Here is a 20947-nt window from a genome sequence, read left to right as displayed (position 1 = left end):
CATCTCGATCTGCTACTATCGGGCGCTTCGATGCAAACGCCTGAATTTTGACCGCATGAAAGCCTTACGTTTTATCCTGATTGCCTTCACCGCCCTGCTGTTGCTGGCGGCCCTGATCGCCCCCGGCCTTATCGGCCCCAAGGTGGAGGAGGCCCTGCAACAGCAGCTCGCCCAACAGCCGAACATTGACCTTACCGGCTACCAGCGCAGCTGGTTCGGTGCTGAAGCCCTCAGCCAGCTGAAGGGCAAGGACGGTACCTCGGAAACCTTTACCGAGATCCAGCACGGTCCGGTCCTGTTCACCCGCGGCGGCCCCAGAGTGGGCGCTCTTTATGCGGAGACCCGCCTCACCGGCAAGCAGCTGGAGCCGACCCTGCGCTACCAGCTGGAGGCCTACTACGGCCCTATCGGTACCAGCGTGGAGGACAGCCCGGTACTGGTGGAAACTTTAGTGGGCGCCAACAATCGCGTTACCAACACCGTGCATCTGCTGCCCATCGACCGCAATGTGGCGGACCAGCAGATCCAGTTTGCCGGTGCGCGTATTCAGCTGGTTACCGACTACCAGGGCCAACAGCAATCCAGCCACTTTGAACTGGGTGAGTTTGTGCGCATGGATGGCCACCGCGAATCCCTGTACCTGCAGTCCGCCAAAGGCAACTTCCAGCTGGCGCCCTCTGGTGCAGGCACCCTGCACGCCAAACTGCCGCTGGTGCGGGCGAACAACGACTCGGGCCCGCTGGAGCTGCGCGATGTAGAGCTCGACTACACCGGCAAGCTGGTGGCCGACCGCACCCTTAACGTGCAAACAGCGCTCAAGCTTCCGGAAATCCAGTCTTCTACCCCCGCCAGCTCCCTGACCCAACAGGTAAACCTGCCGGCCATCAGCTACGACGACCTGCACCACTACCTGTACACCGCGCTGTTGACGCCATCCACCCAGCGCAGCTGGCCGCAGGTATTCAACCGCCCGCTGAAGATGCAGCAGCAACTGGACATCGAAAGCGCCAACGGCCCCATGCAGTTGCAGGTGGATGTGGATTGGAAAGGCATGCCGCGAAACGGGCAGGCGGGCAATGACAAACTGTTCTGGCTGGACCACCTGAACGGCACCGCCAACATCTCTGCCGCCGAACAGGCGCTGATGCAGTCGCCACTGATCATGCAGGCCAGTGCTCTCAAGCAGTACGGCTTCCTCAAGGAAAACAATGGCCAACTGTCCATGCATCTGCAGCTGAACCGCGGCAACCTCGAGGTCAATGGCCAGCAACTCCCGGCCGACCTGTTTGTACTGGCACTGATGGGCGGTTTCTAAAACGCAACCAGTGCGTTTTCGACCGACAAAAAAAGAGCGGCCAATTGGCCGCTCAACGGTTTCTCTCACCGTTTATCGTTACTACATCAAATTTTCTCAGCTATTCCTGCAAGCCTGAATTCCACTCAGGAGTAGGCAGGACGATTATCTGCCAGCGTCAGCCAGCCACGGATTACCCGGTAAACCATCCATACCCAGCTGATTCCCCAGACCACAAAGCCCACCAGAATCCAAACAGTAGCCCAACCCACCACAAACCACAGCAGGCTGTACCAGAAGGTGCGAATCTGCCAGCGGAAGTGCGATTCCGCGAGGGTGCCGCGCACATCACCGCGCTTCACATAGTTGATCAGGACGCCAACGAAAAAAGGCACAGCGGTAAACAGGCTGATGGCCTGAATCAGGTAAACCAGGGTGGCGATATCGCGACCCGAGCGCTCGCGCTCGGCCTGCTGTGCGGCGGGATACTGCTCTGACATGGGCTAGAAATTCCGTTCAAAAAATGCAGCGCTAAGTGTAAGCGCAATCCGCGCGAAAGATAACGCTGTTCTGCCGCCACCTATCGCGACACTCGAGGTGTTTATCGCAGCGCCCATTCGGTGTGAACGTTTTTCTCCCGCCAGGACTTCAGCTGCTGGATCGATGTGCGCATCAACCCCAGGATCTCGGTGCGCTGGTGGCGACAGTAATCCCGTTCACTATCGATAGACAAACGTGCCGATAACGCCTTGAGCCGGCTCGCCACCACCTCAAGGCCAACGCTTTCAGCCTCCGCCGCGATGGCCTGGGCCTGGTGCTGGGCATCGAGCCAGTGGCGACCCGTCAGCGAACTGGTGAAGGCCGTGATCTTCTTCGGCATATTGGCCAGACGATCTCCCAGCAGCTCGGCGAAGGCCAGGTGACCTAGCGTATCGCGCTGACGCTCGAGGGTAGCCGAATTCAACATCTTGGCCGCGCGGGCAGGCTTGCTTGCGGGCGCGTTCTCACGGGTCTTCTGCTCCGCCCAGCTCAACAGCTGCAACAACTGGGGATCGCTCGCGGGCAGCGGCAGAATGCCACTCAGGCCGCGTTCCATATAGCGCTCCCTGTCTCCCTTGCGCAGATCCGGCAGCATACCGATGAGTAACAGGTCCGTGTTGCCAAAGTCGCCGCGGATTTTGCGCGCGGTTTCCACCCCATCGATCAACGGCAAGCGCACATCAATCAACACCAGGTCGAACTTGCCGCGCAGTGCGGCATCCGCGCCATCCACACCGTTGGTTTCCCGGCGCACACGGTGGCCGTGGGCTTCCAGGCGGGTACGCAAAGAGGGGTGGGAGTCATTCTCAATTAACAAGATTTCCAGCTCGCGCTGGGCAGTGTCCCGAGTCGCACTCGCAGGCACCGCCTGGCCGGACATCTGGCCGGCACGCTGGATATCCTCGATATTACTGCGCAACTGTCGGCACTGTCCCAGCGCCGCTTCCGCGAGCTGGCGCACCTCGCCGTCAGTGCCGCGGGAGAGCAAGTTCATGGTGCTCACCAGTGTCTCCAGCGGCTTGCGCATACGATGGCCGGTGATCGAGAGGAAATCGCAGTGCTCTTCACGCAGCTGCTCCGCTTCGAGTTTGGCCTCCTCGAGCAGCTTGTCCCGGGTCATCAGCTCGTGCACCCGGGACTGCACCTGCCGAAACAGCTTGGCATTCTCCGCCTGCAGGTCGGTGGCCTGAGCAGCACCCGCATCCAACGCCGCACGGACCTTCGATCTGCCGACCACCCAGGCAGACGCAAAGGCCACTGTGGCAATGACCAGCAACATTACCCACCCAAAGGGCACCTGGGTATCCAGAAGCAGCGTTTCACCCGGAAATGCGACGGCAGGTACAGAGAAGCAAGTCAGGGAAAAAAGAAGTGTTGGCACCACCCGCTTGCCTGCGAATATGCCGCTGGCGGGAATGATGGACAGGGAACGACCGACGGAGCCGTGGAAGGGCATGGCTGTATTCATCCTTGAAGACCAATTATTTACCAGGTCATTCCTGCGACCCGGCCGGACGGCTTGAAGCGCTCACTGCAATCCCGCAATGCATGCCGGGAAGCCAGTCCGAATTATTAGTGCGCGCTTGCTCGCGCGATTGTTGGCCCAAAGTCAGGGCACGAACAAGACTATTTTACGCCATTTGGCAGAAAATACAGTGTAAAAATGTGGCATACGGCGCAAATAAACACCCGTACCAACTTTATCGCTCGGTTTTAAGCAGCCTGGACCGCCCGCTCTTGCAGAATCGCCAGCATCCGCTCAGAGGGCAGGAAGAGACGGATTCCATCGCAGTGCGCGAGCAGTTCCTCATAAAAGTAGTCGAAATGGGTGCAGCCGAGGATAAGAATCTGCACACCGCTCTTGACCAGAGCCGCGGCCAGGTCGTCCAGGGCGTGCTGCCGCACAATCATTCCGGCGGGCATACCGTCCTCGATATCTTCCACAATCTGCAGATTGCCGATACCGATCACCTTGGCGGAGGGGTTGCCGGAGAGGATTTCGCGCTCAATGTTGGCGCAGCTCTGACAATTGGCGGCCAGCAGGCCGAAATTGCGGTAGCGCTGAGTCAGTTCCGCGTAAACGTCCAGCGGCGAAATAACCGGGATAGCCGCAGCAGAGCGCACGGCAACCATATCCACGGCACCAGAGAGGGAGTTGCAGTAGATCATTGCCGCACCGGCGCCCGCGCTCTCCAGACTCGCAATGGCTTCGATCAGCTGGCGGGTCAGGTCATTGCGCCCGAGGGCCTGCAACTGGGTCTGGGCCTGGGGAGAAGCAGAAATGGCCAATCCGATCCCCGGCACCTGGCGCGCGGCCAGGAAATCGAGCCCGAAACGGGTATCCGTGGCGGTGCCGGCGACAACGCCAATGGCCGCCGCCTCACTCTGTATGCCATTGTTTTCTATGTGCTTATTCTGCATACCCGCGATACTCCGCCACACACTATCTATTGAGGTTCTACTCAGCCGGCGGAAACGGTATCCGCGGCCGGCCGCCTATTCAGCCACAGACGGCGCAGGCAGTCGAGGTAAAGTCCATAAGGGCGCCCCAGAGCCCCGGCAATCATTACGAAGGTAATGCAGGCGGTGGCGATTTCGCCCCAGGAGGCACCGCCGAGAATCATGTTCAGGGTGTACAGGGGCAACTGGAAACTGAGGAATACAAAGGTGTCCACCGCGTAGTTGTGCAGAGCCCCACCGCGGCCAAAACGCGCCACTACCCAGTTGCGATAGATACTGAACGGACGTGCAATCAGTGTGTTGAACACCACGGCCAGCAGGCGCACCTGGATATGCTCGCGCCAGCTCATGCCCGCGAGCAGAAGCTCGATGGGGATGGCGATGGCCCAGGAAAAGCTGTTCATGGCGAAGACATCCAGCAGCCACTCTTCACGGCGGGTGCGGCGGTTCTGTCGCTGGTTGAGCTGCGTATTGGTGGACTGACTGGTCTCTACCGGCTGCTCGTCTTCCAGCACCATGACGGGCGGGGAAACGGGGATGGCTTCGGTAGCCTGCGACAGGGATTGCGGTGACATACTAACAACTGACCCGATATACGACAGGAGGGTAACCCGTCGACATTGCTATTGGACATTATTCAACCACTTTTGGTGGCGCCGGCGATTATATCCACAAAATTTGTAAATACTAGGCCCGAGAGATTAACTTTTTATTATTTCCTATATAAACATCCTAAATATTCGCGATCCTCAAAATATATATAACAAATCGAAGCCTTTGAGCGTGACATTTTCACCCCTCCGATAGTGCTTGCGGCACAGTCGCCTCCCTCTCAGTGGGTGCCCACAGGCGCCACAGACAGTACACTGCCCACAGCTATGCAACTCAGTGCATACTGCCCACCCGACCACCAGACCCACACTATGTCGTTGAGATTTGCCGTACTGACCCTGCTGGATATCGAGCCTGGCAGTGGTTACGACCTGAAGCGCCGCTTTGAGCGCAGCGTCAGCTATTTCTGGAGCGCCAGCCACCAGCAGATGTACCGCGAGCTGCACAAGCTGCACGCAGAGGGGTTATTGGACTGCACAGAACAGCCGCAGGAGGGAAGGCCAGACAAGAAGGTCTACTCGCTCACCGCCGCTGGCCGCTCAGCACTGGCGGAATGGGCGGCCAAACCCGCCGCCGCACAGAAGATACGCGAGCCCTTTCTTATCCAGTTGTTTGCCGGCCATCACCTGAGTGGTGCACAGGTGCGCGCCGAATTGGAGCGGCATCTCCAGGAGCACCGGCAGATGCTCGCCACCTACGAGGCCCAGAACCAGCGCTTTTACAGTCGCCCACCCGAACAACAGCAACGCCTGTGGCTGGCTCACCAGCCACTTCTACTGGGCATCGAGACCGAGAAAACCTGGATACGCTGGGCGGAGCAGTTGCTGGAAAAGCTACCGGAGCAAGAGGGGGCCGGAGGGTCAGAAACTGTATCGGACTGAAGCCCGCAGGGTACGCGGTTCGAAGATGTGATAGTGGATATCCTCCACCCCGCCGGCGGCCTCGTCTGGCAGACGCGATGCGTAGAAGTAATCCACATCGTGGTCGGCGGAATTCAGGGCATTCAGCAGGTCCAGCTGCAGGCGCCAACTACCGGCAAAGTCCCGCCCCATACGCAGGTTCACTAGTGAAGCACCATCAGATTTAACGCTGCGATCCTCGATCAGTGGATAGGTGCCAAAGTGGCGCAGGTGCAGAGAGGCAAACCAGCCATCCTTGCTGTAGTTGAGCGCGGCACTGGCCACCAGCGGAATCGCACCGGGGATTTCGCTGCCGGCAGCATCGCGATCGGCAAACTGCGCATCGGTGTAGGACACCTCCAGCTCGCCACTGATGTGGTCAGAGGCGAACCAATAAACCCCCGCCTCTACCCCGCGGCGCTGGCTGGGGCGGCTGGCTTCGGTATTACCGGCGTCACCCACGAACAGCAGCTCGGAATCCAGTTCCAGTTCCCACACCGCGAGGGTAGCGTGGAGCTGGTCGGTGACAAACAGGCGCGAACCCAGCTCATAGCCGCGTGACGCCACCAGCGGATCCACCGTATCCACTGACTCACCCGAAACCGGATCCACCTGGATCACCGTACCGCGGGCGTCGTTGGAGTGCAGACCCTGACCGTAGCTCAGGTAGAGTTCCGCTACCGGCCAGGGCTGCCAGGCCAGACTCGCCTTCACAGAAGGCTTGCCATCGCTGCGCTGGCCGCTGTTCTGCTCAAGCCCCGCGTTCACGTCGAAGTCGTAGTGGTCATAGCGCAGCCCGAGGTAGGAACGCACCGTTTCGCTCCATTGGTACTGGTTTACCGCAAACAGCCCCAGACTGTCTTCCACCACCCGGTCCTCACGCACTGTGCCCAGCACTTCGCGAACGGCAGTGTGGTACAGCCCTACCTGATCGATATCATCGCGCCGCCCTTGCAGACCCAGCTGCCAGCCGGCGGCATTGCGCTGCCAGTTTTGCGCCACCTCAAATCCATAGATGCGGCGGTCGTCCCGCTGCTGGAACTGATCGCCACTGTCCGTGTTTTCCAGCTGGTAGGTAAAGTTCGACCAGAGATTGAAGTCGTAATCGATGGCAAAAGCACTGGCAGACAACTCGCCACCGACAAGGGCTCCGGTCCAGCCGCCGGACAGACTGTAGCGGCGAGTGTCGCCACCGAGGCTTGTGTCCAGGGAGCCATAAGGATCAATGATGCCCTGGGTGACCGCGCGGCTGGGAATCTGGTCCGGGGAGTTCCACTGGTTGTCGTAGCCCATAAACGTCAGGTACGCACGACCAGTGCCTAGCTCGGTAGCGAGCTTCCCGAGCAGGTTTACCTTGTTAACGTCTTCACGGACATCGCTCCAGGGACCGTCGTAGGCCTGCCACTCCGCGGCCAGCAGCAGGTCACTGTCTGCGTTAGAGATGGTATCCGCCACCACACCGCGACGGTATCCATGCTCTCCAAAACTCAGTTCGGCAATGCCCTGTTGCAGTTTTTCCGCCAGCACAAAATGCGCCGCCCCGGCCGAGGAGAAGTCACCCACCTCCGCATAGTAGGGGCCCTTGCGATACCGCAGCCGCTCCACAGTTTCCGGGATCACGAAATTGAGGTCGGTATAGCCCTGACCGTGACCATGGGTGCGCAGGTTCACCGGCATCCCATCCACAAAGGTGGCGAAATCGGTACCGTGGTCGAGATTAAACCCCCGCAGGAAATACTGGTTGGCCTTGCCGCTGCCGGAGTGCTGGGTAGCCACCATACCGGGCACGAACTCCATCAGGTCACCGGTACGTATCAAGGGCCAGGCACCGATTTCAGTGGGGCCCACTTCGCCCTGGGAAGCAGAAATGGCTTCACCGTTCAGATTCAGCTGGCGACCGAGAACAGACACTTCTTCCACGGCTTCACTGCCGCTGCTAGCGTAGCTTTTGCGTGTAGATTCGAGAGCACCATCGGCAGCCAGCACGATGAACAGGGCAAGGGACATGACAACCTCATTTTTCTGATTATTTCAGGTAGGAAAAGCAGCCGGACCGCACAACCGTCGGTCAGACTTCAAGATAGTAGAGGTTGGTTACACTGCCAGACAGCGCGAAAGGATTCGTGCGTCAAATGACGCTGATTGTGAAAAGAAGCCGGCAGCCAGGGGACTAACTAGAAGGCGTCTTCGGGGATATGACACACCACTTCAATTTTGTGGCCGTCCGGGTCCAGCACAAAAGCGCTGAAATAATTTTCGTGGTGTTCGGGGCGCAGTCCTGGCGCACCACTACCCTCCTCACCACTTTCGTTCGCTCCCGCAGCGAGGGCGGCATCGTAGAATGCCTGTACCGTTTCTCGGTCTTCGGCACTAAATGCAATTTCCAGGGAAGGTGTTGTACTGGAGCCGCCCTTGATCAGCAGTTGGGGCTTGCCACCCCAGCCGAAGCCGGCCCAGTCACCCATTTCGCTGATCAGCTCGTAACCGAGCGGTGCCAGTGCCGCCTGGTAAAACACCTTGCTGCGCTGATAGTCGTGCACGACGAGGCCAATATGATCCAGCATGGTTCGCTCTCCCTACCAAAGCCAATCCGGAATACCACATGCGGGGTAACCCTATGGGAAACCAGTATAGAAGGCTCGAGGGCGGCAGTCCGGAATCGCCAGATCGAAAAAGATTCCGCCCATCAGAAAAGGGAAAATGCGCCGAAAGCCACAACCGCCGCGCCAAACATAAACTGCCCCAGAATCAGCGCGCGAATGGCAAAGGTGTAGCGGATAAAGCGATGCTGGGTATGCAGGTCGCGACTGAACACCCGCGCAGACTCCGGCAACTCCTGCTCAATTGCCCGCAACCCGGGCACGGCCAGGCTCAACAGCTCGCGGCTGCGCAGGTCCATTACCCAGAACACAGCCGACACGATCACCACGAATCCGCCCAGCAAGATCAGAATCAGTGGGTGGAACCCCTTTTCCACCGCAGTAAAAACACCACCGTCGGCGAACATGGAAAGCACCACAAAAAAGTTGAACGCTTTGAGGCGCTGTTCGGCATTAAATCGATAGTGGTCACAGAGGTACTGCTGTTGATTCACGCTGGAATTCCTTATCCCCCGAAAAGCGCCGCTATTACGGCGCCTGTTTGGCAATGCGTTTATGGAGATCATTGATTGACTTGATTGCGGCAGAACCGTACCAGGGATGCAGCTCCATCACCAGACTGCCCGCTTTTACCGCAGGATCGGTCTCGGTTAGCTTGCGCGCCTCCTCTACCGTATCCACATCAAAAACGTATATTCCACGTAGTTCGCCACCATCGAAAAACGGACCGGCCAGGACCAACACGCCCTCATCGGCCAGGCGCTGAATATTTGCCATATGTGCCCGCTGCAGTGCCGCAGCAGTTTCCTTGTCGCGCTCGCGATTAGGGCCTGCTTTTAGCAGCGCCATTACATAGCGGTGCATACCGTATTCATCCGCACCAAGTTGTTTGGCGAGCTCGGCATTGTATGCCGGCTGGTCAGAGGGAGCCGTCTCTGCAGCACTGGCGGCGATAGTTTCAGCAATTAGAAAAGTACTGAGCAGGCTGAAGATTAAGAGCAAGGGATTGCGGCGAGTATTCATTTTATTTCTCGTTATTGTTGTAGTCGTTCAATTTCAGGGGACGATCAAAACATCGGTATTGGCGCGGCCGAGAATACGCTCGGCGGTATTGCCCAGCAAAAAGCCCTTCGGCCCCTTGCGCACCCCGCGCCCCACCAGAATCATACGTGCCTTGTTGCGATCCACCACGCGATTGACTTCGGCCGCAGGTTTTCCGGTAACAAAGTGGGTCTTCTTACAGCTGACGCCACTGTCGGCAATCACCTTGTCCACAGCATTCAGCAGCGCACCGGCCTGCTCTCGAAACTTGTCCAGATCCGAGATCTCTCCTGGGGCGGGCACGCAGGCTACGGATTCCAGCTCCGCATTGAGCAGCTTGCAGAAGGTTTCACCGAGCTTGAGCGCGCGCTGATTGAGCGCCACGTGCAAGTTATTTTCAACAGCGGGGTCCAGCGCGGCAACGATGCGATCACGCTTGATCCACGGAGTGTCGACCGCGAGCCACAGTGGGACGGGGAGCTGTTCGATCATACGCCAGTCAATCGAGCCGAAACCGCCGCGTCCAAATTGTTTCTGGGCCGTTTTTATCACGAGATCAGAGGGATTTTCCGCAAGGTATTCGAGGGTCCAGGACGGGATATCGTGGTGCCAGACGACCTCGGCGGTAGAACCCTGCGGCAGGCTATGCTCACTTTGCAGCGTCTGCAGCCATTGCTCCCGCTCTTTTTGCATCTGGTCACTGACGTTTAATACGGAGCCAGACAACAGAGGAATAGATACCACAGGCTCGTACACAAAACTCACCAGATGCAGCTTCGCTCCCGCCTTTTCCGCCAGTTCCAGTGCCCGTTGCAGGGCGATCTGTTCGTGTTTTGGCTTGTCGAGGATAACGAGAATATTCTGCATGCGGCCTCCGGTGCTGCTGGTCCTTACTCAATACACTTTATAGGCATTAAATCACCGGTTTGGGATTTTGTCTTGGGCCCAGTTTAAGTAGTGAACTCATCCGTGGCACCTGTTGTACCCCGGCAGAGGCGGGCAAGCACTTACCCTTCACATCAAGTGAATGGCTACGTAACGTAAATCGAGCGAGTAATCTTTAGTCCCAAACTCAGAGTTTTGTTGGCTGCATTTCCGAGCCAGCTAACGAAGAAATGATACTTAATCTAAAGGTGGAGGGCTGGGGATTCGTTTTCGAAAGCGTCGGCGACAGGGATGTCGCCGACGCAGCGTACATGGATGTATTCACAGCGGTTTCGAAAACGAATACCCAGTGCTCCGCCGCCACAAGAGGTCAAACAGAGCACACCGCCACGAAGCGCTGGAATTATTTATTGGCCCGACGATCCACGAGGTCGTCAACAACAGAAGGATCGGCAAGGGTAGAAGTATCCCCAAGAGAGTCCAGTTCGTTGCAGGCAATCTTGCGCAGGATGCGACGCATGATCTTGCCAGAGCGGGTTTTCGGCAGGCCCGGGGCCCACTGAATGATATCGGGTTTGGCGATGGGGCCGATTTCCTGTACGCACAGGTCGATCAGCTCCTTGCGTAATGCTTCAGACGGCTCGCGGCCGTTCTTCAGGGTGACGTAACAGTAAATGCCCTGTCCCTTGATATCGTGTGGGTAACCCACCACCGCCGCTTCCGCCGTATCTTCGTGCAGCACGATGGCACTTTCGATTTCCGCGGTACCCAGACGGTGACCGGAGACATTAAGTACGTCGTCGATACGGCCGGTAATCCAGTAGTAACCGTCTGCGTCGCGACGAGCACCATCACCGGTGAAGTAATAGCCGGGGAAGGTAGAGAAGTAGGTATCAATCATGCGCTGGTGATCGCCAAACACACTGCGGATCATGCTCGGCCAGCTGGCCTTCATTACCAGTGCGCCCTCGCCTTCGCCTTGGATTTCCTGCCCCTTTTCATCCAGCAACGCCGGCTGCACACCGAAGAAAGGACGGGTAGCGGAACCCGGCTTGAGGTCGGTGGCGCCCGGCAGCGGGGTAATCAGGTGGGCACCGGTTTCAGTCTGCCACCAGGTATCGACAATTGGGCAGCGCTCTTCCCCCACCACCTTGAAGTACCACTCCCAGGCTTCCGGGTTGATCGGCTCACCTACGGTGCCAAGGAGTCTCAGGGAGCTGCGGTCGCATTTGGTAACGAAATCATCACCGGCGCCCATTAGCGCTCGAATCGCGGTGGGGGCAGTGTAGAAGGTATTCACCTTGTGCTTTTCCACCACCTGCCAGCAGCGCGAGGCATCTGGATAGGTGGGCACGCCCTCGAACATCAGCGAGATGGCACCCGCAGCCAGCGGGCCGTAAACAATGTAACTATGGCCAGTAATCCAGCCCACATCCGCGGTACACCAGAATACATCACCTTCTTTGTAGTCGAAGGCGTACTTGAAGGTCATGGTAGACATCAGCAGGTAACCGGCCGTGGTGTGCAGCACGCCCTTGGGTTTACCGGTAGAGCCAGAGGTGTAGAGGATAAACAGCGGGTCTTCCGCGTTCATCGGCTCGGGGGCACAGTCGGTGCTCTGCTCCGCAACAGACTCCGCGTACCAGATGTCTCGCTTGCTATCCCAGTCGATATTCGCACCGGTGCGCTTCACCACGATGGCAGTGTGCACATTGGGGCACTTGGCCAGGGCCTTATCCACATTGGCCTTAAGCGGCACCTTGCGCCCACCGCGCACACCTTCGTCGGCCGTAATCACCAGGCGGCAGTCGGAGTCGAGAATACGGTCCTTGAGCGAGTCAGGGGAGAAACCTCCGAACACTACGGAATGCACCGCGCCAATCCGGCTACAGGCGAGCATCGCATAGGCCGCCTCGGGGATCATCGGCATGTAGATACACACGCGATCCCCCTTTTCCACACCGCGTGCCTTGAGCAGGTTGGCAAGACGGCACACCTGTTCGTGCAATTCGCTATAGGTAATGGTTTTACTATCGGCGGGGTCATCCCCCTCCCAGATAAACGCAGTCTGTTGCGCACGGGCCGGCAGGTGACGGTCGATACAGTTGACGGAGACATTCAATTCTCCGTCGGCAAACCAGGCGGCGTGACCTTTTGTCAGGTCCTCTTCCACGACCTTGGTGAACGGTTTGCTCCACTGCAGAAAATCCTTGGCCTGCTGAGACCAGAACCCTTCAGGGTCTGCTACCGACTGCTGGTACATACGCACGTAGTCCTCGTTGCGAACGAGGGCATCGGCAGCAAACTTTTCCGGCACTGGATGTAGGTGCACTTCAGACATTGTTTTCTCCCTTATTAGAATTATCGGACTGCTGCGCTTGCAGTGAGCGATGCCGGTAAGCAAGCGGTCACTCTGGCGCGATCATCGCAGTTGCGCCCCGCCACCGAATCAGAGGGGCGGGCCAGACGCAGAATTTCCGATAAGTTATACCATTGGCGGCCAACAAATGACAACGCTGTCACCCTTTCTATCAGTTCATCATAGCCTGCGATGTTTACGGATTCCCAGCCCAGAGCCGGAATCCCGTGTCTTTTTCGGCGCCGCAGTGCAAAATACCCACCGGAAAAAGTGATCACATTTTGAGGCGGGTACTTTATGGCGGCAAAATTGTTACGTATTCAAGAGGGACAGGGTGAACGCGATGCGGGCCCGGTAGCCATGGAGAAGGTGCTGGCGGGTGCGCCCCAGCAGCTGACGGAGCATTTCTTTACCAATGCGAAGGAAAACTTCTTCTGCGGTGTCTGGTCTTCGGATGCAGGCAAGTGGACACTCACTTACAGTGAAGATGAGTTCTGTTACATCATCGAGGGCGAGGCAATCATTACCGACGCCGAGGGCACCAGTGAGAGGGTGTCTGCGGGGGATGCGTTCTGTATTCCGGCCGGGTTTGAGGGCACCTGGGAGACTATCGGTTCGGTGAAAAAGTTTTACGCTATATACGAGGACTGACTGTTCCGCGGTACCTGCTTGGGCACCTGACTGGCGGTCTAGCGCCGGAGGAGGCGGTTCAGGACCGGGCTAGGCGCCCCCCAGTAGATACCCCTGTCGCCGACGCTCCTGAACCGCCTCCTCCGGCGCTAGACCTTCACATCAAGTTCAGATCGTTCGCTCACTCAGCCGCCGATGAGCCCTTTTAAATGCGCAACCACACTGCGCCCCAGTGCCGAAAGTGCATAGCCCCCTTCCAGCGCGGAAACAATGCGACCGTCGCAGTGCGTATCTGCGAACTCTCGCAACCTTTCAGTCACCCACAGGTAATCCTCCTCACGAAAGCGCAGCTGCGCCATCGCATCCTCAATATGCCCGTCGAAGCCCGCTGAAATAAACAGCATCTGCGGCTTGAATTTCTCCAGAACCGGTAACCATTGGTTACTTACCAGATCTCTCAGAGCGTCGCCCTCGGCGCCTGCTTCCAGCGGTGTGTTGACGATGTTTGCCGGCAATTCACCAGTGCCACTGAACGGATAATAGGGAGACTGAAAGCTGGAGCACAGCAGGTAGCCCTCGCGCCCCGCAACAAAATCCTCCGTACCGTTCCCGTGGTGCACATCAAAGTCGAGGATCGCCACCCGCTCCAGGCTGTGTGCCGCACGCGCATGGGCGGCACCGATGGCGATATTGTTGAACAGGCAAAACCCCATCGCTTTTTCGCGCTCCGCGTGGTGCCCCGGCGGGCGCACGGAGCAAAAGGCGGAATTCACTTCACCGTCGATGACTTTATCCACAGCATCCACCGCAGCGCCGGCAGCGTGTAGCGCTGCGGCAAGGGACTGAGGACACATGCGGGTATCTTCGTCTAGCACCTCAATACCTTCACTGGGCGCCCGGGCAAAAATTGATGCGACGTAATCCGGGGTATGCACCCGCTCCAGTTGCTCACGTGTTGCCTCGGGGGCATCAAAAAAACGCAGCACGTATTCCATGCCACTGGACAGTAACTGGTCCTGAATTGCATCGAGGCGTGCGGGACACTCCGGGTGGTTTTCGCCCGTATCATGGAGATTGCAGGCGGGGCTGGTAAAAACGCCAACAGTGGCCATATTCAGTCCTTGTCAGATACGCTGGTGAGATCCAGCTCCAAATACAGTTCGTCCATGCTTTCACCCGGACGGGCAACGAACCCGGCATTCTCGAAGATGGCGAGCATGGGTTTATTGTCACGGCGCACACAGGCGAACATCGTCTCGATACCGCGCTTGCGAGCGATCAGTTCCATTTCTTTCAACAGGGTGGTGGCAATACCTTTGCCGCGGCGGCTCTCCTTGATCACAAATGCCACTTCGCAGCTGTTGCTTGCTTCATAGAAATAATATCGCCCCACTCCCTGAATAACCTCACGCCCACCGTCGTTATCGATAAAGCACAGCGCCAGATCACGCTGCTGGTCAACACTCACCAGGCTGCAGGACTTCTCCCGCGACATCTGCGTTACATGGTGGTTGTAGCGCATCATCAGGGTTTCTTTATTGTGGGTATAGAAGAACTCCTGCAACCTTCGCTCGTCGGCGGGGCGCAGGGGACGCAAGGTGTATTCGATACCGCCAAACGTATAGCGCTTCTGTTCAACCGTCCCCAGCTCGGGTACCGATGTGGGCGCCTGCTCCTGATATTCCGGCACCCAGTAAAACTCCCGCACCTTCTCCAGCAACTCGCGGCGGAAATCAGGGTGGGCTATACGAATCATTTCCAGGGTGCGCTCGCGCACGCTCTTTCCGCGCAGGGAGGCGATTCCGTATTCGGTGACCACGTAATGTACATGGGCGCGAGACGTGACGACACCGCTACCGGGGGTAAGCGAAGCAACGATACGCGAGATCAACTTTCCATCTTTATTTATTGCGGTGGAAGGCAACGCAATGATCGGCTTGCCGCCCTTGCTCAATGCCGCACCGCGGATAAAGTCCACCTGCCCCCCGATACCGCTGTAAAGTAACCGCCCGATCGAGTCAGAAACTACCTGCCCGGTGAGATCCACTTCAATCGCACTGTTGATCGCTACCATTTTGTCATTGCGGGCAATTTTCACCGGAGAGCTTACATGCTCTGCTGGATACAGCTCCACATGGGGATTGCCATCGACAAAGTCGTAAAGCATTTTCGATCCCATGCAATAAGCGGTGATGGTCTTACCCCGGTGAAAGGTCTTCTTGCGGTTGTTGATCACTCCATCTTTCATCAGCCGCGCGATACCGTCAGAAATCATTTCCGAGTGGACACCGAGATCCTTGTGATTTCCCAGGTAGCGCAAAACCGCGTCATGAACCTTGCCCATACCGATCTGCAGGGTCGATCCGTTTTCCACCAGCAGTGAGACATACTGCCCGATCTGCTCTACCGCCTGATCCATTTCCGGTGGCGGTGACTCGGGGATCGGCACATCGGCAGTCATCCAGGCTTGGATCTGGTCACGGTGAATAAACGTGTGCCCACTGGTACGGGGCATGCTCGGGTTTATCTGGGCAATCACAGTGGCGGCATTCTTCACCGCAGAGGACACCACATCGACGCTCACGCCGAGGGAGCAGTAACCCAGCTCATCTGGCGGACTCACCATGATCAATGCCGCATCCAGCGGCAGTACATGGTCGCTGAACAGTTTTGGCACTTCCGAGAGAAACGTCGGCGTGTAGTCCGCCCGCCCCTCCGCCACCGCATCGCGCACCGCACTACCACCGATGTACAGGGCGTTGACGGTAAACAGCTCTGCGTACTTTCGCTCGGCCCAGAAATTGTCGGACAGGGTGAACACCTGGGTGACCTGGATATCATTCAGTCCGCGACTGTTGGCGACCAGATCTGCCATCAACGCATTGGGAACTGCGGCATGTGAGCCCAGAAAAATACGGCAGCCACTTTTTAGTAGCTGATCCCAGGCAATGGGTTCATTGGTCTTGGGGTTTGTCAGGGATGACATTGGACGGGGTGGGTTCCTACCATGGTTTTGAGCTTATGGTAGGCGGGTGGCCGTGTGGTCACAAGGCCGGCTTGTGGCCCCCTCTAAGCAGGCGTAGTGGCGCTCAGGCGCCGGACCAGCTCAAAAGCAGACCACTGTCTCGGAAAATCAGGCAGGCTCAGCCATTTGGACAGGAATCGTATTAGTGCTTCGCTCAACCCGATTGTTTTCATCCAGATAAACCAGCTTGGGCTTAAAGGCATCCGCTTCAGATTCAGACATCTGCGCATAAGCCGCGATGATAATCCGGTCACCCACCTGGACCCGACGGGCGGCGGCGCCATTCATAGAAATAATGCCGGAACCGCGCTCGGCGAGAATCACATAAGTGTGGAAGCGCTCGCCGTTGGAGACATTGTAAATATCGATCTTTTCAAACTCGCGCAGCCCGGCCAGCTCCACCAGATCCTCATCGATCGCACAGGAGCCGTCATACCAGAGCTCCGCCTGGGTCACCGCCGCCATATGCAGCTTGCCCTTCAGCATCTCGATTTGCATAACGGAATCCTCTCACATACTCAAAGAAACGTTGTCGATTAGGCGCGCGCCACTGGTGTACATGGCACCGAGCAAGGTGATCTCGCGATCATCGTGAGCGGCCGGCTGCAGGTCTTTACTGTTGCAGATGGACAAGTAATCCACCTTGAACCCTGCCTGTTCAATTCGCGCCTTCGCTTCATCTTCCAGCGCGGCAAAATCCCGGCGACCGTTTTCGATTTCATCCCGCGCCCAGTTCAGGGACTGGTTGAGCACCGCCACCTTCGGACGTTCCTCCTCGGTGAGATAGCCATTGCGTGAGCTCATCGCCAGACCGTCGTCTTCGCGGTGAACTGGAGCCGCAATAATCTCTACCGGGATACACAGGTCCTCCACCATACGACGGATGACCGCCAGCTGCTGGAAATCCTTGATACCGAACACCGCCGCATCCGGCTGCACGATATTGAACAGCTTGGCCACCACGGTGGTAACGCCCTCAAAGTGCCCCGGGCGGCTAGCGCCACACAGCACGTCGGTCATCGCCGGGCACACCACACGGGTCTGCTGGTCCATGCCGTTGGGGTAGATCTCTGCCTCCTCCGGGTGGAACAGGTAGTCACAGTTGGCAGCGCGCAGCTTCGCCATATCTTCCTGCATGGTGCGGGGATAGGTGTCCCAGTCCTCGTTGAGCCCGAACTGCAGGCGGTTAACGAAGATGGAGACCACAACCACATCGCACTGCTGCCGTGCCAGCTTGACCAGCTCGATATGTGCGGCGTGGAGGTTGCCCATGGTGGGCACGAAACCGATGGTCTTGCCATCGCGGCGGGCCTGGCCCAGCGCCTCGCGCAGGCTGGCCACATGGTGAAAGACTTGCATTGCCGGGGTTCCGCCAGATGTTTGTTCGGGCGGCATATTACCTTCCGCTGCCGGACGGAACAAATAGTGTGACCGGGTTCGAAAACCTTGGTGAGATTCGGTTTTCTGGACTCCAATCGCAAATCTTTCAATCTGGTTCAGGAAAGATTCAGTGTACTCCCGGCAAACTGGCTCCCATATTCACAGAAAGCCCGCGCAATATGGGCACCGACAAGCCGCACCAGCGGCTGTGGAGAGCGACTATGAAACGACTGATCACTGCCATTGCCGCCGCCAGTGTGCTGCTGGTCACCGGGCCGGCACTCGCGGACCGGGATGACCGTCACCACCGGAAGGATCACATCAAGATACGGGATATCGAGGACCGGCGCCGCGAGGAGCACCGACGCGAGAAGCGTCGTGAGCATGTCCGCGAAGACCGCCGCAATGAGCGCAAGCGCGAGCAACGTCGCGAATACCGCCACGAGAACCACCAGGGCAATCAGGACAGAAAACATCACCGCAAGGATGATCACAGATACCTGAAGTACGTGGGATACGACGAGCGTTACGACAAGAACCGCCACCACAAGAAGCATGGGCACGGACATGGCCGTGGAGACAAGCATGGACACGGCCATAAACACGGCGGCCACTACAAGCCTTACCGTCCGCACTATCGCCCGCACAAGCATCGCTGGCGCCCGGCCCACTATGGTTATGGCTATCGCTGGAAGCGCCTGCCCTCAACCTTTATCAGCTTGACCTTTGGTGGCCTGGGTTACTACTTCAGTGACGGGATTTTCTACCGCCCCTACGGCGCTGGTTATGTGGTTGCCGAGGCACCGGTCGGAGCTTTCGTACGCGCGCTTCCCGGCACCGCAGTGAGCGTGAGCTTCAATGGGCTTAGCTATTACGTTGCCTACGATACTTATTACCGCTGGGACCACCACCGCAACGGCTATCTGGTGGTTGCCAACCCCGGCTTCTACTGAAGCCCTGCGGATGCGAACCGCATACCTCTCCAATCCCAAAAATCGAACGAAAGTTCGGTTATTATCCCTGGCGACTCCTTGAGTCGCCTTTTTTATGCCCTGCCGTCAGCTGCACGACTGGAAAACAAGTGTCGCCTAATTCCACATAACGAAACGAACTAGAAAAACCGAATGAAAATTTAATTTTAACCTTTAAAAAAAGGCAAAATTTCTTTTCTATAGTTATTGCTTTACGCACACTCTGGCCCCAAGATTCGCGCCCCAAACGGACCCCGGAACTCTTTCGGGCACATACTTTCAGAACACCCAAGGATCTCCCAACTTAAAAAGGCGCCATGAAACAACAACAGATCGAAAACTGGACCTGCGAAGACTCCGCTGAGCTCTACGGCATCCGTAACTGGGGTGCCGGCTATTTCAATTTGAACCAGTCCGGTGAGATCACGGTTGAAGTGAAAAACGACGCCGGGGATCTGCACGCCGTATCGCTACTGGACATCGCGCACGGCGCCACCGAGCGCGGTCTCGGTATGCCATTGCTGGTACGTTTTGAAAACCTGCTGGACGCCCAGATTGCCCGCATCAATAACTCGTTCCGCAGTGCCATCGAGAGCAGCGGTTACAACAATGTGTTCCGCGGCGTTTTCCCGATCAAGGTGAACCAGCAGTGCCAGGTGATCGAAGAGATCGCCCGCGCCGGCCGCCAGTTCGGCCACGGCCTGGAAGCCGGCAGCAAGGCGGAATTGATTGCGGCGCTGTCAATCCTCGACAACACCGATGCGCTGATCGTGTGCAATGGTTACAAGGACGAAGAGTTCATCAACCTGGGCCTGCAGGCCCAGCGCCTTGGCGTGCAAATATTCTTCGTGGTGGAAACGCCGTCTGAGGTGGACACCATCATCCGCTGCGCCCAGCGTGAAAAAGTGGAGCCCAACATCGGCGTGCGCGTGAAGCTCGCGAGCAAGGTGGGCGGCTACTGGAACGCTACCAGTGGCGACCGCAGTATCTTCGGCCTTGGCAGTAACGACCTGATCGCGATGGTGGACAAACTCCGCGACCACGACATGCTGCACTGCCTGAAACTGCTGCACTACCACCTGGGCTCGCAGGTGCCGAACATCCGCGATATCCGCACCGGCGTACTGGAAGCCTGCCGCTACTATGCGGACCTGGTGGAGGAAGGCGCGGCCATGGGATACCTGGATCTGGGTGGCGGCCTGGCGGTGGACTACGACGGCTCCAAAACCAACTACACCCACTCCAAGAACTACTCCCTGGATGAGTACTGCGTGGACGTGGTGGAAGCCATCATGGGCACCCTGGACAGCGAGGGCGTGGAGCACCCGGTGATCATTACCGAGTCCGGCCGCGCCACGGTTGCCTATTCTTCCGTGCTGCTGTTCAACATTCTGGACACCACCAGCTTCGAGCCGATCGAGCTGGAAGAGGATCGCATCGGCGAGGATTCGCACCCGATGCTGAAGAACCTGCAGGAAGCACTGCAGAGCGTCAATGCGAGAAACCTGCAGGAGAGTTACAACGACGGTCTCTATTATCGCGACGAGATTCGCGCGCTGTATCTGCATGGCCAGGTAAGCCTGCGGGATCGCGCGCTGGCGGAGAACCTGTTTTTGCAGTGTGCGCAGCGTATTCGCAAACTGTTGGATGAAGTAGACCAGGTGCCGGTGGACCTGCAGGCGCTGCCCGAGGTGTTATCCGATATCTATTATGCGAACGTGAGCGTGTTCCAGTCGCTACCAGATATCTGGGCCATCGATCAGCTGTTCCCGTTGGTGCCGGTACACCGCCTGGATGAAGCGCCGACCCGTTCGGCAATCATTGCGGATATTACCTGTGACTGCGACGGCAAGATCGACCGCTTTATCGACCGCCAGGATGTGCGCAAGACATTGCCGCTGCATTCACTGAAGGAAGGTGAAGAATATATTCTCGGAACTTTCCTGGTAGGCGCGTATCAGGAAACACTGGGTGACCTGCACAATTTATTTGGCGACACCAATGTGGTGAGCGTGCGCATCGATGATGAAGGGCACGTGGATTACAGCCGTGAGATTCACGGTGACAGCATTGCCGATGTACTGAGCTATGTAGAGTACTCACCGCAGGACCTGTTCGAGCGTTTCCGCAAGCTGGCGGAGCGTGCAGTAAAAGAAAAGCGTATTACTGCGCAGCAGCGTAAAGATATTTTGCACACTTACACTGCCAGTATGAGTGGGTATACCTACTTCGAAAAATGATTTTTAGGCCA

At 57.6% G+C, this 20947-nt stretch carries 19 protein-coding genes; 5 read left to right on the top strand and 14 right to left on the bottom strand.

Translation table 11 applies throughout. The features are described from left to right. Positions 1-55 precede the first annotated feature (55 nt). Positions 56-1315: a DUF945 family protein gene (locus LC059_RS09970; RefSeq protein WP_226703702.1), complete on the top strand. Its 1260-nt coding sequence runs from the start codon at positions 56-58 to the stop codon at positions 1313-1315. Between the two features lie 125 nt (positions 1316-1440). Here the strand turns inward: LC059_RS09970 and LC059_RS09965 are convergent, their stop codons facing one another. From LC059_RS09965 to alaE, 4 genes are all read right to left on the bottom strand, one after another. Further along, on the bottom strand, positions 1441-1794 hold the full coding sequence (locus LC059_RS09965; protein WP_226703701.1) for a DUF4870 family protein: 354 nt from the start codon (positions 1792-1794) through the stop codon (positions 1441-1443). A gap of 101 nt (positions 1795-1895) precedes the next feature. Continuing rightward, positions 1896-3302 carry a response regulator gene (locus LC059_RS09960; protein ID WP_226703700.1) on the bottom strand — a complete coding sequence of 469 codons (1407 nt, stop codon included), beginning with the start codon at positions 3300-3302 and terminating at the stop codon, positions 1896-1898. Positions 3303-3547: 245 nt separating this feature from the next. Further along, positions 3548-4255: an aspartate/glutamate racemase family protein gene (locus LC059_RS09955; RefSeq protein ID WP_226703699.1), complete on the bottom strand. Its 708-nt coding sequence runs from the start codon at positions 4253-4255 to the stop codon at positions 3548-3550. Positions 4256-4296: 41 nt separating this feature from the next. Then, the gene (gene alaE / locus LC059_RS09950) at positions 4297-4869 is read right to left on the bottom strand and encodes an L-alanine exporter AlaE (protein ID WP_226703698.1); all 573 of its coding nucleotides are present in this window, start codon (positions 4867-4869) and stop codon (positions 4297-4299) included. Between the two features lie 348 nt (positions 4870-5217). Between alaE and LC059_RS09945 the strand changes: the two genes are divergently transcribed. Further along, positions 5218-5787 carry a PadR family transcriptional regulator gene (locus LC059_RS09945; protein ID WP_226703697.1) on the top strand — a complete coding sequence of 190 codons (570 nt, stop codon included), beginning with the start codon at positions 5218-5220 and terminating at the stop codon, positions 5785-5787. Here LC059_RS09945 and LC059_RS09940 read toward each other — a convergent pair. The 6 genes from LC059_RS09940 to acs all read right to left on the bottom strand — a co-directional run bounded on the left by LC059_RS09940 (position 5767) and on the right by acs (position 12672). Next, positions 5767-7812, bottom strand: coding sequence for a TonB-dependent receptor (locus LC059_RS09940; protein ID WP_226703696.1), 2046 nt, complete (start codon positions 7810-7812; stop codon positions 5767-5769). The two genes, LC059_RS09945 and LC059_RS09940, sit on opposite strands and share 21 nt — an antisense overlap. Before the next feature lie 167 nt (positions 7813-7979). Continuing rightward, positions 7980-8369, bottom strand: coding sequence for a VOC family protein (locus LC059_RS09935; protein WP_226703695.1), 390 nt, complete (start codon positions 8367-8369; stop codon positions 7980-7982). A gap of 122 nt (positions 8370-8491) precedes the next feature. Beyond that, a complete protein-coding gene (locus LC059_RS09930; RefSeq protein ID WP_226703694.1) occupies positions 8492-8899 on the bottom strand; it encodes a hypothetical protein in 408 nt (135 codons plus the stop codon). 34 nt (positions 8900-8933) lie between these two features. Continuing rightward, a complete protein-coding gene (locus tag LC059_RS09925; protein ID WP_226703693.1) occupies positions 8934-9428 on the bottom strand; it encodes a YciI family protein in 495 nt (164 codons plus the stop codon). Positions 9429-9461: 33 nt separating this feature from the next. Continuing rightward, positions 9462-10313 (bottom strand): universal stress protein, encoded by an 852-nt coding sequence (locus tag LC059_RS09920; protein WP_226703692.1) that lies wholly within the window; start codon positions 10311-10313, stop codon positions 9462-9464. Between the two features lie 421 nt (positions 10314-10734). After that, a complete protein-coding gene (acs, locus tag LC059_RS09915; protein WP_226703691.1) occupies positions 10735-12672 on the bottom strand; it encodes an acetate--CoA ligase in 1938 nt (645 codons plus the stop codon). A gap of 315 nt (positions 12673-12987) precedes the next feature. Here acs and LC059_RS09910 point away from each other — a divergent pair, with 315 nt between their 5' ends. Next, positions 12988-13341: a cupin domain-containing protein gene (locus LC059_RS09910; protein ID WP_226703690.1), complete on the top strand. Its 354-nt coding sequence runs from the start codon at positions 12988-12990 to the stop codon at positions 13339-13341. A 164-nt stretch (positions 13342-13505) separates the two neighbouring features. Here the strand turns inward: LC059_RS09910 and LC059_RS09905 are convergent, their stop codons facing one another. The 4 genes from LC059_RS09905 to panC form a co-directional block, all read right to left on the bottom strand. Further along, entirely contained in the window at positions 13506-14432 is a 927-nt protein-coding gene (locus LC059_RS09905; protein WP_226703689.1) for a histone deacetylase family protein, read from the bottom strand. A 2-nt stretch (positions 14433-14434) separates the two neighbouring features. Continuing rightward, complete coding sequence (locus LC059_RS09900) at positions 14435-16306, bottom strand: bifunctional acetyl-CoA hydrolase/transferase family protein/GNAT family N-acetyltransferase (protein ID WP_226703688.1); 1872 nt, start codon at positions 16304-16306, stop codon at positions 14435-14437. Between the two features lie 147 nt (positions 16307-16453). Further along, positions 16454-16843, bottom strand: a complete 390-nt coding sequence (gene panD / locus LC059_RS09895; protein WP_226703687.1) for an aspartate 1-decarboxylase — start codon at positions 16841-16843, stop codon at positions 16454-16456. A gap of 12 nt (positions 16844-16855) precedes the next feature. Next, positions 16856-17704 (bottom strand): pantoate--beta-alanine ligase, encoded by an 849-nt coding sequence (gene panC, locus LC059_RS09890; protein WP_226703686.1) that lies wholly within the window; start codon positions 17702-17704, stop codon positions 16856-16858. A 242-nt stretch (positions 17705-17946) separates the two neighbouring features. On the opposite strand from panC, the gene LC059_RS09885 reads away from it, so the two are divergent. After that, a complete protein-coding gene (locus LC059_RS09885) occupies positions 17947-18678 on the top strand; it encodes a DUF6515 family protein (RefSeq protein WP_226703685.1) in 732 nt (243 codons plus the stop codon). A 335-nt stretch (positions 18679-19013) separates the two neighbouring features. Continuing rightward, a complete protein-coding gene (gene speA / locus LC059_RS09880) occupies positions 19014-20936 on the top strand; it encodes a biosynthetic arginine decarboxylase (protein WP_226703684.1) in 1923 nt (640 codons plus the stop codon). The last annotated feature ends 11 nt before the right edge of the window (positions 20937-20947 follow it).

Source organism: Microbulbifer elongatus, assembly GCF_020524885.1.
GTDB classification, from domain to species: Bacteria; Pseudomonadota; Gammaproteobacteria; order Pseudomonadales; family Cellvibrionaceae; genus Microbulbifer; species Microbulbifer elongatus_A.
Note: the sequence above shows the minus strand (reverse complement) of the source record. Positions and strands in the feature narration are given on the sequence as shown.

What these genes read in the sequence shown, in the direction of transcription:
- acs (WP_226703691.1), bottom strand. Translation starts at nt 12,672, where the DNA reads ATGTCTGAAGTGCACCTACATCCAGTGCCGGAAAAGTTTGCTGCCGAT.
- speA (WP_226703684.1), top strand. Translation starts at nt 19,014, where the DNA reads ATGAAACAACAACAGATCGAAAACTGGACCTGCGAAGACTCCGCTGAG.
- LC059_RS09905 (WP_226703689.1), bottom strand. Translation starts at nt 14,432, where the DNA reads ATGGCCACTGTTGGCGTTTTTACCAGCCCCGCCTGCAATCTCCATGAT.
- panC (WP_226703686.1), bottom strand. Translation starts at nt 17,704, where the DNA reads ATGCAAGTCTTTCACCATGTGGCCAGCCTGCGCGAGGCGCTGGGCCAG.
- panD (WP_226703687.1), bottom strand. Translation starts at nt 16,843, where the DNA reads ATGCAAATCGAGATGCTGAAGGGCAAGCTGCATATGGCGGCGGTGACC.
- LC059_RS09970 (WP_226703702.1), top strand. Translation starts at nt 56, where the DNA reads ATGAAAGCCTTACGTTTTATCCTGATTGCCTTCACCGCCCTGCTGTTG.
- LC059_RS09940 (WP_226703696.1), bottom strand. Translation starts at nt 7,812, where the DNA reads ATGTCCCTTGCCCTGTTCATCGTGCTGGCTGCCGATGGTGCTCTCGAA.
- LC059_RS09965 (WP_226703701.1), bottom strand. Translation starts at nt 1,794, where the DNA reads ATGTCAGAGCAGTATCCCGCCGCACAGCAGGCCGAGCGCGAGCGCTCG.
- alaE (WP_226703698.1), bottom strand. Translation starts at nt 4,869, where the DNA reads ATGTCACCGCAATCCCTGTCGCAGGCTACCGAAGCCATCCCCGTTTCC.
- LC059_RS09925 (WP_226703693.1), bottom strand. Translation starts at nt 9,428, where the DNA reads ATGAATACTCGCCGCAATCCCTTGCTCTTAATCTTCAGCCTGCTCAGT.
- LC059_RS09945 (WP_226703697.1), top strand. Translation starts at nt 5,218, where the DNA reads ATGTCGTTGAGATTTGCCGTACTGACCCTGCTGGATATCGAGCCTGGC.
- LC059_RS09885 (WP_226703685.1), top strand. Translation starts at nt 17,947, where the DNA reads ATGAAACGACTGATCACTGCCATTGCCGCCGCCAGTGTGCTGCTGGTC.
- LC059_RS09910 (WP_226703690.1), top strand. Translation starts at nt 12,988, where the DNA reads ATGGCGGCAAAATTGTTACGTATTCAAGAGGGACAGGGTGAACGCGAT.
- LC059_RS09935 (WP_226703695.1), bottom strand. Translation starts at nt 8,369, where the DNA reads ATGCTGGATCATATTGGCCTCGTCGTGCACGACTATCAGCGCAGCAAG.
- LC059_RS09900 (WP_226703688.1), bottom strand. Translation starts at nt 16,306, where the DNA reads ATGTCATCCCTGACAAACCCCAAGACCAATGAACCCATTGCCTGGGAT.
- LC059_RS09920 (WP_226703692.1), bottom strand. Translation starts at nt 10,313, where the DNA reads ATGCAGAATATTCTCGTTATCCTCGACAAGCCAAAACACGAACAGATC.
- LC059_RS09960 (WP_226703700.1), bottom strand. Translation starts at nt 3,302, where the DNA reads ATGAATACAGCCATGCCCTTCCACGGCTCCGTCGGTCGTTCCCTGTCC.
- LC059_RS09955 (WP_226703699.1), bottom strand. Translation starts at nt 4,255, where the DNA reads ATGCAGAATAAGCACATAGAAAACAATGGCATACAGAGTGAGGCGGCG.